General features: G+C 57.9%; 10 protein-coding genes. 1 reads left to right on the forward strand and 9 read right to left on the reverse strand.

What is annotated here, in order from left to right:
• Positions 1 to 15: 15 nt before the first annotated feature.
• From MPRO_RS17695 to MPRO_RS17710, 4 genes are all read right to left on the reverse strand, one after another.
• Positions 16 to 3,069: an efflux RND transporter permease subunit gene (locus MPRO_RS17695; protein ID WP_067295980.1), complete on the reverse strand. Its 3,054-nt coding sequence runs from the start codon at positions 3,067 to 3,069 to the stop codon at positions 16 to 18.
• On the reverse strand, positions 3,066 to 4,136 hold the full coding sequence (locus tag MPRO_RS17700; RefSeq protein WP_067295985.1) for an efflux RND transporter periplasmic adaptor subunit: 1,071 nt from the start codon (positions 4,134 to 4,136) through the stop codon (positions 3,066 to 3,068). The genes MPRO_RS17695 and MPRO_RS17700 overlap by 4 nt, the downstream gene beginning before the upstream one ends.
• Positions 4,133 to 4,765, reverse strand: a complete 633-nt coding sequence (locus MPRO_RS17705; protein WP_067295988.1) for a TetR/AcrR family transcriptional regulator — start codon at positions 4,763 to 4,765, stop codon at positions 4,133 to 4,135. Before MPRO_RS17705 ends, MPRO_RS17700 begins: the two co-directional genes overlap by 4 nt.
• A gap of 242 nt (positions 4,766 to 5,007) precedes the next feature.
• The gene (locus MPRO_RS17710) at positions 5,008 to 6,195 is read right to left on the reverse strand and encodes a pyridoxal phosphate-dependent aminotransferase (RefSeq protein ID WP_067295992.1); all 1,188 of its coding nucleotides are present in this window, start codon (positions 6,193 to 6,195) and stop codon (positions 5,008 to 5,010) included.
• A 272-nt stretch (positions 6,196 to 6,467) separates the two neighbouring features.
• On the opposite strand from MPRO_RS17710, the gene uvrB reads away from it, so the two are divergent.
• Entirely contained in the window at positions 6,468 to 8,480 is a 2,013-nt protein-coding gene (gene uvrB / locus MPRO_RS17715; protein WP_067295996.1) for an excinuclease ABC subunit UvrB, read from the forward strand.
• A gap of 55 nt (positions 8,481 to 8,535) precedes the next feature.
• Here the strand turns inward: uvrB and MPRO_RS17720 are convergent, their stop codons facing one another.
• The 5 genes from MPRO_RS17720 to MPRO_RS17740 form a co-directional block, all read right to left on the reverse strand.
• Positions 8,536 to 8,964, reverse strand: coding sequence for a PilZ domain-containing protein (locus tag MPRO_RS17720; protein ID WP_067295999.1), 429 nt, complete (start codon positions 8,962 to 8,964; stop codon positions 8,536 to 8,538).
• Between the two features lie 295 nt (positions 8,965 to 9,259).
• The gene (locus tag MPRO_RS17725) at positions 9,260 to 10,108 is read right to left on the reverse strand and encodes an ABC transporter permease (protein WP_067296002.1); all 849 of its coding nucleotides are present in this window, start codon (positions 10,106 to 10,108) and stop codon (positions 9,260 to 9,262) included.
• A gap of 53 nt (positions 10,109 to 10,161) precedes the next feature.
• Positions 10,162 to 11,469: an ABC transporter permease gene (locus tag MPRO_RS17730; RefSeq protein WP_082708950.1), complete on the reverse strand. Its 1,308-nt coding sequence runs from the start codon at positions 11,467 to 11,469 to the stop codon at positions 10,162 to 10,164.
• A 114-nt stretch (positions 11,470 to 11,583) separates the two neighbouring features.
• Positions 11,584 to 12,639, reverse strand: a complete 1,056-nt coding sequence (locus MPRO_RS17735; RefSeq protein ID WP_082708951.1) for an ABC transporter substrate-binding protein — start codon at positions 12,637 to 12,639, stop codon at positions 11,584 to 11,586.
• A gap of 51 nt (positions 12,640 to 12,690) precedes the next feature.
• Complete coding sequence (locus MPRO_RS17740) at positions 12,691 to 13,812, reverse strand: ABC transporter ATP-binding protein (RefSeq protein WP_067296006.1); 1,122 nt, start codon at positions 13,810 to 13,812, stop codon at positions 12,691 to 12,693.
• Positions 13,813 to 14,285: the final 473 nt, after the last annotated feature.

Raw genomic sequence — 14,285 nt, forward strand, 5'->3', positions numbered from 1 at the left:
AGGTAGCATCCTTTGTTACAAATGAGACAACGGGGCAAGGTCCCTGAAGGTGCGCTTGCCGAGAAAACTGTAGACAGTGGGAATTACGAACAGCGTTAGCAGAGTGCCGAAGGTCATGCCGCCGACGATAACCCAGCCGATCTGCTGGCGCGACTCGGCGCCGGCACCAAAGGCGATGGCCAGCGGCAGCGCCCCCAGCACGGTGGCGCCGGTGGTCATCAGAATGGGGCGCAGACGCAGGCTGGCGGCCTTGAGGATAGCGTCGCGCACACTCATGCCCTGATCCTGTAGCTGGTTGGCAAACTCGACGATTAGAATGCCGTGCTTGGTGACGAGTCCGACCAGGGTAATAAGGCCGATCTGGCTGTACACGCTGAGGGAGCCACCACTGTAGTAGAGCGCCAGCAGGGCGCCACCGAGGGCGGGTGGCACCGACAGCAGTATGATCAGCGGGTTCTTGAAACTTTCAAACTGGGCGGCCAGCACCAGGAAGATAAAGCACAGCGCCAGCGCAAAGGTGACCTGCAGACTGCTGCTGGATTCCTTGAATTCCCGCGACGGGCCTGTGTAATCGAAGCCCGCTTCGGGGGCTATTTCGGCCAGGTTCTGTTGCAGGAATTGCAGCGCTTCCCCCAGGCTGTAGCCCGGTGCCAGCAGGGATTGCAGCTTGACTGCGCGTACCTTGTCGAAGTGATTCAGCTCCTTGGGTGCGACGGTTTCGCTCAGTTCCACCAGGTTGGCCAGCTGAATCATGTCGCCTGCGGGGCTGCGAACATAAATATTGGTCAGGTCGTCCGGGGTACGCCTGTTGGCGTCTTCGATCTGGACAATAACGTCGTACTGTTCGCCGTCGCGCTTGAAGCGGGTGACATTGCGTCCTGCCATGTAGGTTTCCAGCGTACGGCCGATGCTGTCGACCTCCAGGCCTATATCAGACACCTTGTCACGATTGACCACCAGTTGCAGTTCGGGCTTGTTGAGCTTGAGGTCACTGTCGGCCTGAACAAAGCCCGGGTTTTGTCGTACCCGGTTAAGCAGTTCGTCGCTGATGCGCTTGAGTTCGCGGTAGTCGGCCTGGGACTTGATCACGAACTCCACCGGGCGGGAAATAATGCTCTGCCCCAGGGAGGGCAGGTTCATGGCAAAGGACATGGTACCCGGCACGCCGCCGTAGAGCTGCGGTGTCAGGGATTCGACGATCGTCTGCTGTGTGCGCGTGCGTTCTTCCCAGCGGCTCAGGCCGATAAAGGTCAGGGTGTTGGTTTCGGTGGGGAAGCCCACCACCGTGAAGTAGCGGTTCTGTTCCGGCACGCCGCTGATAATGCCCTCGATTTGGCGTGCGAAACGGTCGACATAGTCCGGTGTCGAGCCCTCGGGGGCGATGGAGAACGACATTATGGTGCCGCGATCCTCGTAGGGTGCCAGTTCTTGCGGCAGCTGCTGATAAAAGAAAATGCCGGTGCCAATGCTCGCCAGCATGATGATCAGTGTCAGCAGGCGGGAGTGCAGCACGCGCTGCAGCAGTGCCTGATAGCCCCGCGTCAGTGTCAGCAGCCAGCCCTCTATCAGGTTGAACAGCGCCGAGTGGCGGGTCTCATGGTGCAGCATGCGCGAAGCCATCATGGGCGACAGGGTGAGGGCTACAAAGGTGGATACCACCACGGCGCCCGCCAGCGTCAGGGCGAACTCGGTGAACAGCCGTCCGGTGCGCCCTTCGGTAAAGGCCACGGGAGCAAATACTGCCACCAGCGTCAGGGTGGTGGCGATAACCGCGAAGGCGATCTCCTTGCTGCCCTTGAATGCCGCCTGGATCGGATCCAGGCCATCTTCCACATGGCGGTAGATGTTTTCCAGCATAACGATGGCGTCATCCACCACCAGGCCGATGGCCAGCACCAGGGCCAACAGGGTCAGGGTGTTAATGCTAAAGCCCATCAGATACATCATTGCAAAGGCGCCCACCAGGGACAGCGGAATGGTGACAACCGGAATCAGGGTGGCGCGCAGGTTGCGCAGAAAGAAGAAGATCACCAGCACCACCAGAGCGCCGGCCTGCATCAGGGTCTGGTACACCGACTTGATGGATTCGGCGATAAACACCGAGGAGTCGTAGGCGACCTCGACCCGCATGCCGTCGGGCAGGCTGCTTGCCAGTTGTTCGAGTTCGTCGCGGATGCCCTGGGAAACATCCAGCGGATTGGCGGTGGCCTGCTTCACGACGCCCAGCGCCACGGCGCTTTCACCGCGAAAGCGGGTGATGATGCGCTCGTTCTGCGGCGCGATCTCCACCCGCGCCACATCACGAATGCGCACCGGGTAGTTGTCTATATTGCGGATGATAATGCGCTCGAACTCATCCACCTCGTTGGTATCTGTGCGGGTCAGGATGGTGAACTCACGGTCCTGGCTTTCGATACGGCCGGCCGGAATTTCAACATTCTGTTTGCGCAGTGCCGCTTCAATATCCGCCGGAATCAGGCTGTAGGCCGCCATGCGGTATGGATCCAGCCAGATGCGCATGGAGTAGCGCCGTTCACCGAAGATGAGCACATTGGCCACCCCGGCCACTGTTTGCAGCCGGTCTTTCACCTGCTGATCGGCGATGCGGGTAATTTCCATCGGATTGTGGTGGTCTGAGGCGAAGGACAGATAGATGATGGGTTGGGCATCGGCCTCGGTTTTGGATACCACGGGCTCGTCGATATCCTCCGGCAGCTGGGCCCGGACACGGCCAACGCGATCGCGCACGTCATTGGCGGCCTGGTCAGGGTCGCGTTCAATCTTGAAGGTAATGGTGATCTGGCTCTTTTCGGTGCGGCTGATCGAATTCATGAAGTCGACGCCCTCAATGCCGGACAGCGAATCCTCGATGATCTGGGTCACCTGGGACTCGATGATGGAGGCGCTGGCGCCGGGGTAGCTGGTTTCAACGGTGACCACAGGAAGATCGATCTTGGGGTATTCGCGCACCGTCAGGCGGTCGTAGCTGATAAAGCCGATCAGCAGAATCAGCAGACTCATGACCGTCGCCAGTACCGGGCGCCGGATACTGAGGTCGGGCAGGATCACTGTGCGGCATCCTCTGGACGGGCGGCATCACTGGAACCATCGACGAACACGGGTGTGACCGGCATGCCGGGAAAGAGCTTGAGATGCCCGGCGGTCACAATGGTATCGCCGGCCGCGGCGCCGGAGAGAATCTGTACCTTGCCCGGGCGTCGCTGGCCCAGGGTAACGGGCACGATTTCAACCATGTTTTCACTGTTGACCCGCATTAAGCTGAAAGCGCCTTCCTGCAACATGACGGCCTGCTCGGGTACCAGCAGCGCCTGATCATCGGCGTTGCCATGCAGTTCAATACGGGCAAAGAGGCCGGGGCGCAGCATGTCATCACTGTTATCGATGCGGGCGCGCAGCTCCAGATTATGGGCCCTGGCATCGCTGCTGGGGGCCAGCGCGTATATTTCGCCACTGAAGATGCGTCCGGGAAAGGCATCGACGGCAACGCTAACTTTCTGGCCGGGTGCAACAGCGGGCAGGTAGATTTCGGGAATGCGAAAGTCCAGTTTCAGGCTGCTGGTATCGATCAGCTCCACCAGATCCTGGCCGGTGCTGACATAATCCCCCGGGCTGACCTGACGCAGACCGGTGATGCCGGCGAAGGGTGCCCGCAAATTCATCTTGTCGATGCGGGTCTGCGCCAGTGAGGCTTCGGCTTCGTCGACGCGCAGCTGAGCCAGAGCTGCGTCGCGATCATTTTGTGAACCGACCTTGCGCTGCAACAGGCTCTGCGCACGCTGGTACTCCTGCTGGCTCAGGTTGACCCGCGCCTTCGACTGGGTCAGGGCGGCGTCATAGAGCGCGGTGTCCAGCTGAAACATCAGCTCGCCGGCCTTGACTGCCTGCCCCTCGAGAAAGAGTATTTTACGAATCTGACCGCTTTGCTCCGGGCGTATGATCACGCTTTCGTTGGCCTGCAGATTACCCACGGCCTGAAGCACCGGTGTCAGTGGCTGGGTCTTCAGCAGCACCACTTCGGCGGGAAGGCCGCGGGGCTGCTGCTGTTCTTCTTCGCTGGCCCAGGTGGATGTGGGCAGTGCCAGCAGGAGCGGCAGTATCAGATCGCGTGTTTTCATGGTGTTGGGTTCGCATCCTTGTCGAGGCTGGACTGGGGTGGCAGTACCCGCTCCCATAGCAGTTGTACCATGCTGCTGAGGGGCGCGGTGGATTCCTCTACCTGTACGCGCAGCAATGCGCCCTGCCAGCAGTTCCAGATCAGTTCGGCCAGCGCTCGGGCATCAAGGTCCGTGCGTACCGACCCTTCCTGCTGACATTGCAGCATATCCTGCTCCAGGGCATCCAGGATACGCTGCGTGGCACCGAGAATGGCGTTGCGAAAGGCATCCGAAGCTGCGCCTATTTCACCGGACAGGTTAGCCAGAAGACTGCCCATGCGAAAGCAGTGCGCCTGATTGGTCTGAATCTCGGTTTCAATCTTGTGTCTTAGTCGGGCCGCATGACAGCCCGGTGGCTGGTCGGCCTGCAGATTCCAGCAGTCAAAGGCTCTGGCCTGAAAATGACGGATGATTTCGATAGCAAAGTCTTCCTTGCTGCCAAAAAAATTATAGAAGGATCCTTTGGAAACCTGACAGGCATCGAGAATTTCTTTCAGGCCGGTACCGTGATAGCCATTGCGATCAAACAGTTCCATGCCCATTTCCAGAATGCTGTCGCGGCAGTGTTCGGGTTTGCGTCCGCGGTTCATTTTAACTAGACCGGTCAGGCTAAAAATAAGCTGGCATTCTAGCGCGCTGCGATCCGTATTAAAACCGTAATTGATTGCGAGGGGCGAGGGGCGAGGGGCTAGGTGAAAGATGCGAGGGGCAAGAAAAAGGAAAAAAGGGCGAGCGAAAGAAAAAAGGCAGGGTGGGGAATGCTGGGGTATACAGGAGCGATACTAAAACGGGCCCCGCAGGGCCCGTATGTCGTGCAATAGTTATTCTGCGATCAGCTTGCCAGAGCCTTGCTGATGCGGCCGATGGCATCCTGCAGGGTTTCAAGGCTGGTCGCGAACGACAGGCGCATGTTGCCCGGCGCGCCAAAGGCGGAACCCGGAACCAGGGCGACGCCGGCTTCGTTCAGCAGGAACTCGGCCAGATCCAGATCGTTCTCAAAGCGCGAATCGGCGTCGATGACGCCCTGGAAGCTCGGGAAGGCGTAGAAGGTGCCATCCGCTGCAATGCATTCCACGCCGTCGATGGCGTTGAGCGCCTCGAGTACATAGTCGTGGCGCAGACGGAAGGCCTTCACCATCTCGGCGACGCAACCCTGATCACCTTCAAGCGCGGCCTGGGCTGCTACCTGGGCGATGGAGGTCGGGTTAGAGGTGCTCTGAGACTGTATCTTTTTCATGGCGCCAATCAGCTTGGCGGGGCCTGCGGCATAGCCTATGCGCCAGCCCGTCATGGAGTAGGCCTTGGATACGCCGTTCAGCACTATGGTACGGTCGTAGAGTTCCGGGCAGGCGTTGAGAATATTGCAGAACGACTGGTCGCCGAGCAGGATGTGCTCGTACATGTCATCCGTGGCAATCAGTACATTGGGGTACTTGTTCAGCACCTCGCCCAGTGCCTTGAGTTCTTCCAGGCTGTACGCCACGCCGGTCGGGTTGGACGGGCTGTTCAGCACCACCAGGCGGGTACGCTCGGTGATGGCGGCGTCCAACTGGGCGGCCGTCATCTTGAAGCGCTGTTCCTGGGTGGTGGACACAATCACCGGCTTGCCATCGGCGACCAGTACCATGTCCGGGTAAGAGACCCAGTAGGGCGCGGGAATCACCACCTCGTCGCCGGCATTCAGCAGCGCCAGGGACAGGTTGAAGAAGCTCTGCTTGCCGCCACAGGACACCAGAATCTGGTTAGGCGCGTACTCCAGGCCGTTATCCTGCTTGAACTTGTTAATAATGGCTTTTTTCAGACCCGGGGTGCCGTCAACGGCGGTGTACTTGGTGAAACCTTCGTTCAGGGCGCGGATGGCGGCCTGCTTGATGTGATCCGGGGTGTCGAAATCGGGTTCGCCTGCGCCCAGACCAATAATGTTCTTGCCGGCCGCACGCAATTCGGCTGCACGGTTGGTTACCGCAAGCGTCGGGGACGGTTTGATACTGTTTACACGGTCCGAAAGTTGAACGTCCAAGCCACAATCCTCTATTAGTCGGTGCTGGATTTGCTGCTTTCTCAAGCCGATCAATGATAGCGGAATCCCTTGCCAGTCTGAATCCTTGTGCCGAAAAAATGCCGTTTTTGACGTATAAATTCTGTAGCGTCACGTCTTTTGAGCGCGAGGCCCGCGTTGCAGCTGAACTTTGAGGGCGGCCGCGCGGCGGATTGACCCTTTGGTGCAGGACTGTATGGCTTGGCGGTCAGGTAGGTTAGTATATGCGGTCGCGTTGTCAGGCAGGTGGGTTAATGAAACAGCGATTTAAAATTCAGTCGAGCTTTAAGCCCTCGGGAGATCAGCCAACGGCCATTGCGACCCTGGTGGATGGCATTGAATCGGGCCTGGTGGCCCAGACTCTGTTGGGTGTTACCGGGTCCGGCAAGACTTTTACCATTGCCAATGTGATTGCGCAGATTCAGCGGCCCACCATTATTATGGCCCACAACAAGACACTGGCGGCGCAGCTGTATGGCGAGTTTCGCGAGTTCTTCCCCGATAACGCCGTCGAATACTTCGTTTCCTATTACGACTACTATCAGCCCGAAGCCTATGTGCCGTCCTCCGATACCTTTATCGAGAAGGACGCCTCTATAAACGACCATATAGAGCAGATGCGTCTGTCGGCGACCAAGGCGCTGCTGGAGCGGGACGATGCCATTATAGTGGCGACGGTATCGGCCATTTACGGTCTGGGCGATCCGAAATCCTACCTGTCGATGATGCTGCACCTGGATCGGGGCGAAGAAATCGACCAGCGTGACATACTGCGCCGCCTGGCGGAGCTGCAGTACAAACGCAACGATGTCGAACTGCACCGTGGCAACTACCGGGTGCGCGGCGATGTTATCGATGTGTTCCCGGCGGAATCCGAAACCGAGGCGGTGCGCATCGAGCTGTTCGACAGTGAAGTGGAGCAGATCAGCTACTTCGACCCGCTGACCGGCGCCGTGCTGCGCCGCGTGCCCCGTGTGACTATTTACCCCAAGACACACTACGTGACACCCCGTGAGGTACTGCTGGGGGCTGTCGACAAGATCAAGGACGAGCTGCACGGTCGTCTCAAGCAGCTGCGTGATCATGGCAAGCTGGTGGAAGCACAACGCCTGGAACAGCGCACCGTATACGACATGGAAATGATCATGGAGCTGGGTTATTGCTCCGGTATCGAGAACTACTCACGCTATCTATCCGGACGCGAGGTGGGAGGAGCACCGCCTACGCTGTTTGATTATCTGCCAGACAACGCCCTGGTGGTGATCGATGAATCCCATGTGACCGTGCCCCAGCTTGGCGCCATGTACAAGGGGGACCGTTCGCGCAAGGAAACCCTGGTGGAGTATGGTTTCCGGTTGCCGTCGGCGCTGGACAACCGGCCGCTCAAGTTTGAAGAATGGGAAGCGCTGGCGCCACAGATGATCTTTGTCTCCGCCACGCCGAGCAAGTATGAAGCCGCCAATGCCGGCCAGATTGCTGAGCAGCTGGTGCGCCCCACCGGCCTGATTGATCCCCAGGTGGAGGTGCGTCCGGCCCGGACCCAGGTGGACGATCTGCTGTCCGAGATTGCCAAGGTTACGGCCAACGAGGAGCGCGTTATCGTCACTGTGCTGACCAAGCGCATGGCGGAGGATCTGACCGACTATCTGGCCGAGCATGGTGTACGGGTGCGTTATCTGCACTCGGACATTGATACGGTGGAACGGGTCGAAATCATCCGCGATCTGCGTATTGGTCAGTTCGATGTGCTGGTGGGTATCAACCTGTTGCGCGAAGGTATCGATATGCCGGAGGTGGCGCTGGTGGCCATACTGGATGCCGACAAGGAGGGTTTTCTGCGCTCCGAAACCTCGATGATCCAGACCATAGGCCGGGCGGCCCGCAACGTTAACGGTCGTGCCATTCTCTATGGGGATCGCATTACCGGCTCAATGCAGCGCGCCATGACAGAAACAGATCGTCGCCGGGAAAAGCAGGTTGCCTACAACCTGGAGCATGGCATAGTGCCGCGGGGTATCTACAAGTCCGTGGCCGATATCATGGAAGGTGCCAGTACGATTCCGGGCCGCAAGGCCACACGTGGCGCCAAGAAGGTGGCAGCCAAAGCTGAGGATATCCAGTTCGATCCATCCCGCATGACGGCCAAGCAGCTCGCCAAGGCCATGAGCCAGCTGGAAGACAAGATGTACGAAGCCTCGAAAAACCTGGAGTTCGAACTGGCCGGACACTACCGCGACGAGTTGCAGCGCCTCAAACATTCCGCCTGAGTATTCTCGAACCTCGAACCTCGAACCTCGAACCTCGAACCTCTTGCCCCAGGCTTCAGCTCTGGTCTGAACCCGGGGCTGAGGCGAAGTGGTGTGCGTAGCGTGCAATCCACTCGGCGGCGGCTTCCTCGCTGCTGTAATTGATGCCTTTCTTGCGAGCGGTCTGTTGCCGATAGCTTTCTATATGGCAAACCTGCTCCACCATGCGCACGGCAAAGGCAGTTTCTTCATCACTAAAGCAAATGCCCAGCAACGCATCCTCCTGCGCCTGGTAATGGCACCAGCACACCCGCCCGGTGGCACTGAACTCAGGCATCAGCAACGGAATGCGAATAATGATTTCGGTATTGTTGGGCAAGCAGTGATGGGTGTGGATGCAAAGCCCGCCGAGGCTGACATTCGACATTCGGTGCGCATGGGGTTGGCCCCCCAGCACAATCTGGATAGGGATCTCGGAAGGGTGGCGGATATAGTGGCGTGACATGGGCAAGTCCTTTTCCACGGCGGCACTGTGACTTGCAGTATAGACGCTGTGCCGATATTGCCGCCGGGGGTCAAAAAGCCAGGCTCAATGCCCAGCGCTTGTGAAGCTCAGTTCAAATATTCCCGGTGCGGATCTTCCCGGCCCGGGGCGCAGGTACTCAATAGTCAGCAGCATTATTGCCGACAGCACGACTGGCCGTAGCCGTATCGGCACTGCCATGAGAAGTGCGACGGCGAGGATAGTTGCTTTCCATGGCTAAGCTGCGTTTTGGCTATTGCTTGGCCTGTGCTTGGCCTCAAATATCCCCGGTGCGGATCTTCTCGGCCCGGGCGCGCAGGTACTCAATGGTCAGCAGCATTAATGCCGACAGCACGACCAGCAGCACCGCAACGGCGAGAATGGTGGGGTTGATCTGCTCTCGCAGTCCGGAGAACATCTGGCGCGGAATAGTCCGCTGCTCCGGGCCTGCCAGGAACAGGATAACCACCACCTCGTCGAAGGAGGTTACAAAGGCGAACAGGGCGCCGGAGATGACGCCTGGACGAATCAGCGGCATGATAACGTTGAAAAAAGTGTAGCGCGGTGTAGCCCCCAGGCCCAGGGACGCACGCATAAGAGAATAGTCAAATCCCGACAGCGCAGCATTGACGGTGATGATGACAAAGGGAGTGCCCAGGGCGGCATGGGCGATGATAACGCCCAGGTAACTGCCCGACAGCCCCAGCTGGGTGTAGAAGAAGTACATGCCTGCGGCGGTGATGATCAGCGGCACTATCATGGGTGACAACAGCATTGCCATGATCAGACGCTGAAAGGGCATTACCGGATTCGACAGTCCTATGGCCGCGAGAGTGCCGAGCACCGTGGCGATGGCGGTTGCGCAGAGTCCGATAATGAAGCTGTTCTTGATGGCCAGCATCCATTTGTCGTCGTTCAGAATCTCGGCATACCACTTCAGCGAGTAGGCATCGCTATCCAGTGACAGCATGCCGGCGGTAAAGGTGAAATAGGGCTCGGCGTTAAATGACAGCGGCACTATGACCAGGATCGGAATCATCAGGAAGGCCAGCACCGCCCAGGCGGTGAGACGCAGGCTGTGCATGCCGACCTTCTGCCAGAAGGTAAAATACTTTGGAAACTGCATGCTGTTATTCCCCGTACTGCCTGGCTGAAAGAATCTCGGATGGCTTCATGGTGTTATCCCAGCTTGATGTTGCTGACACCGACCAGACGGTCGTATATCCAGTACAGCAGCAATATCAGCCCCAGCAGCAATGATCCCAGGGCCGCGGCCAGTTCCCAGTTGTTCGATGACTGCATGTGGAAGGCAATGATATTGCTGATCATCTGACCATCGGTGCCGCCCACCAGTGCCGGGGTGATGTAGTAGCCAATGGAGATGATGAACACCAGCAGGGCGCCGGCACTTAATCCCGGGACCGTCATGGGCATGTAGATGCGAATAAAGGCCGGTATCGGCTTGGCCCCCAGTGACAGGGCGGCGCGCAGATAGCTGGGGTCAATGCCTTTCATGACGCTGTACAGCGGCAAGATCATGAAGGGCAGCAGGATATGGGTCATGGCAATGACGGTGGAAAACTGGGTATAGAGCAGCTCCAGTGGTTCGCTAATCACATTGATGGACTGCAGAAAACTGTTTATGACGCCGTTGGTTTGCAGCAGGGCAATCCAGGAGGTGGTGCGTACCAGCAGTGACGTCCAGAAGGGCAAGAGCACGAACACCATCAGGGTGTTGGCGGTGCGGGCCGGAGCAGTGGCCAGGTAATAGGCCAGCGGATAGCTGATAATGCCGGTGAGCACCGTGATCAGCAGCGCGATCCACAGGCTTTTCATGTACAGCTTGACGTAGATCTGGGTATCCCGCGCCACTATCTCGCCCTGGGCGTTGTGCATCAGGTCAAGCGCGGTGAGATAGAAATCATTGGTAAAGACGGCACCCGCCAGTTTCATTTCCCGCCAGATTTCGACGTTCTTCCACTTCGCCTGCATGGCGAGCAGCTTGCTGGCACCGTCACGGGACAGCATCTCGGGGTCGAGATTTTTTATTTTTCGGGCGCTGGACTTGATTAGGCTGGAACTGCCGGGCAGGGAGCGGTTGATCTCCTCGGCGAGCTTGCCTGAATCACGATCGTTCGCGAGCTGTTGCAGCTCAACGGTAAAGATATTCAGTACGCTGTCACTGGGCCGGGCCTCGCCGGTTTCGTCCCAGGCGGCCAGCGCAACGAGGGTCTCGGGAATAAGCTGCGCCACGGTCGGATGGTAGACACTGCGATACAGCATGGTGCCGATAGGGGCCACAAAGGCAATTAGCACGAAAATAATGAGTGGGGCAACGAAGGCCAGGGTCAGCAGCTTGCGCCGGCGCAAAACTTTGCGACTTTGAGATTTTTCCGCCGCACTCAGCCCTGCGTGGGATGGCAACCCTGAGGTTGAACCACCGCCGGGTGCCCCGGCTGAGGCGGCAGAAAGCTCGGCTTGATGCATGGATAAAACCCCTTCTTCAGACAGCGCCGGGATCAGCAGATCCCGGACATCGGTTGGGCTGAGCCTCGGTGGCGAGAGAGTGTCGCCGCAGAGGCTCAGGTCAGCGGGTGCGGCTTACTTCAGCAGCCATTCATTGAACTTCTCACCGAGGGATTCGCCGTAGTCGGCCCAGAATACACCGGATGCCTGCAGACCTTCGTCCAGGTGAGCTGAAGGCAGTTTGGGCAGAATGGCTTCGTCTACATAGGCGTAAGACGACTGGCGCGTTGGGCCGTAGGCGACTTCCTGCATGCCGCTTTCAGGCTTGGAGCTGGTGGCGAAGCGAATGAAGTCTTCGGCCAGTGCCTTGTTCTTGCTGCCCTTGACGATAGCCCAGACATCCAGGTCGAAGATATGGGCATCCCAGACCATTTCGAACGGTTTCTTGTCGCTCTGAATGGCATCAAAGATACGGCCGTTGGCCGACTGCACCATTACGGCGCCGCCATCATTCAGCAGTTGTGGTGCCTGGGACCAGCTATCGAACCAGACCAGATCGTCCTTGATGGTATCCAGCTTGGCAAAGGCACGGGCCTGACCTTCGTCTGTGGACAGCAGTTCATAGACTTCAGCCGCGGGTACGCCGTCTGCGATCAGGGCCCACTCCATGTTCACCTGGGGGCGTTTGCGCAATGCGCGCTTGCCAGGATAGGTACTGGTATCGAACAGGTCGCCTATGGTGCTCGGCTTGCCGCCCTGAATGGTGTCGTTGTTGTAGGCGTAGAGCACCGTCCAGACAATGTTGCCGACACCGCACTCATTGGCGAGCGCCTGGGCTGAAAAGTCTTCGCTGGCGGGGGTACCGTCATCGCCTGGGGGCAGGGTGTCATGGGGGAAGACTTCGAGCAGACCTTCAGAGCAGGCGCGTTCCAGGTCGATAACCTCGATGTCCACCACATCCCAGAGAATATTGCCGCTTTCTACCTGTGCCTTGAGCTCGGCGATGCCGCCGGAGTAGTTTTCAAACAGGATCTTGTGGCCTGATTGCGCCATATAGGGATCGAGCATGTGTTTTTGCTGGGCGGCACCGTAGGCGCCGCCGAACGAGACGGCGGTGAACTGGTCTGCCAGCAGCGGGCTCGCTGCCGTGCAGAGTGCGAGTGCCACGCCTAGTCGTTTGAGAGTATGCATTGCTATTCTTCCTTCTACGCGTTGTGGTGTGTGCTGCTGTGAATGCTCGAATCAAATGGCGCGATCCAGCGCCAGGCCGCCGGCCAGATCCCAGGTCAGGCGAGTCAGGGCGCCGGGCGTGAGGACCGGGGCCTGACTGTCGTTGAGTGCCTTGACCATGAGTTCTGCGCCGCTGCTCATTTTGAAGAAGTAACGGATGGAATCGCCGACATAAAGCCGGGTGGTAAAGCTGGCTTCAATACAGTTATCGCGCAGGCTATCCCCGGCGATAAACAGGTTTTCAGGGCGAATGGTCAGCATGCAGGGCTCGCCTGGCTGCGGGCAGTTGGGGTTTAGGGTGGTGGCGCTGCTGCCATCGGCCAGGCTTATCTGGGCTCGCCCGCCTTCAATGCGGGCCACGGTGCCGGGAATGCGGTTGTTCTCGCCGATAAAGTCGGCCACAAAGGAGTTGGCGGGGCGCTCATACAATTCTTCAGGGGCGGCGCACTGCTCGACGATACCGTCGTTGAATACGGCGATGCGGTCGGACATGGTGAGGGCTTCGGTCTGATCATGGGTGACATAGATGGCAGTAAAACCCAGATCTTCGTGCAGGCGCTTGATCTCGAACTGCATCTGTTCACGCAGATTTTTATCCAGCGCACCCAGAGGCTCATCCATTAGCACAATACTGGGTTCGAAGATCAGCGAGCGGGCCAGGGCGACGCGCTGTTTCTGGCCGCCCGATAGCTGGCCGGGGTAGCGCTTGCCAAAATCCGCCAGTTCGACCAGCGCCAGAGATTCCTTGACGCGACGCTTGACCTCATCAGCGGATTTTTTACGGACCTTTAGCGGGTAGGCGAGGTTTTCACTGATGGTCATGTGAGGGAAGAGGGCATAGTGCTGGAAGACCATGCCTATATTGCGGTGATAGGGTGCAATGTTATTGACTGGCTCACCGTTAATCAGAATGTTGCCGCTGGTCACATCTTCGAACCCTGCCAGCATCATTAAACAGGTGGTTTTGCCGGACCCGGACGGACCCAAAAGGGTGACGAACTCGCCTTTGCGGGCATCCAGGTTAAAGTCTTTGACTACCAGGTTGCGCTGGTCGTAGCTTTTCTTGACGTTGATAAAGCGAACATACTGATCATCGGGGGAAGGGGCCTGGCCGGTGGTCGTGGTATCTGTCATTGAATGCGTTACTCCAAGCCTGATTATGTCGCAATGCTGCCTGATGTCATGCCAGTTCAAATTACTGAATCTGATTTATGCTGCAATGAGTGTAGATGCTAATGGCGGAATATGCCGCAATGAAAATAAATGTTTACAACACTAAAAATGCTACCGCAGATACCGGTCTGTGAGCGGAGTTCGGCAGTGGTAACTTAAAGCAGACGAAGGATGAGGGGGTGGGTCTAATAATGAGTTCATGTTCGCTTTCCCGCTTTTATTATTGTATGGGTACTGTCGATCTTATCGGTAAGTCGTGTCCTTTGATACGACCTTGGGTCTTAATATAGGTCAGCGGTTCGCATGGGCTATAGGTCCAGCATCATGGCCGCACTAGTTCCAACCTTTTAAGTTATAAGCACATTTTTGTTAGAGCTTTTTATAAGGTCCTGTTCAGTGAGTCGAATATAGACTTATGCCTAGGAGGCTGTCCG

Source organism: Marinobacterium profundum (assembly GCF_001528745.1).
Lineage (GTDB): Bacteria > Pseudomonadota > Gammaproteobacteria > Pseudomonadales > Balneatricaceae > Marinobacterium_A > Marinobacterium_A profundum.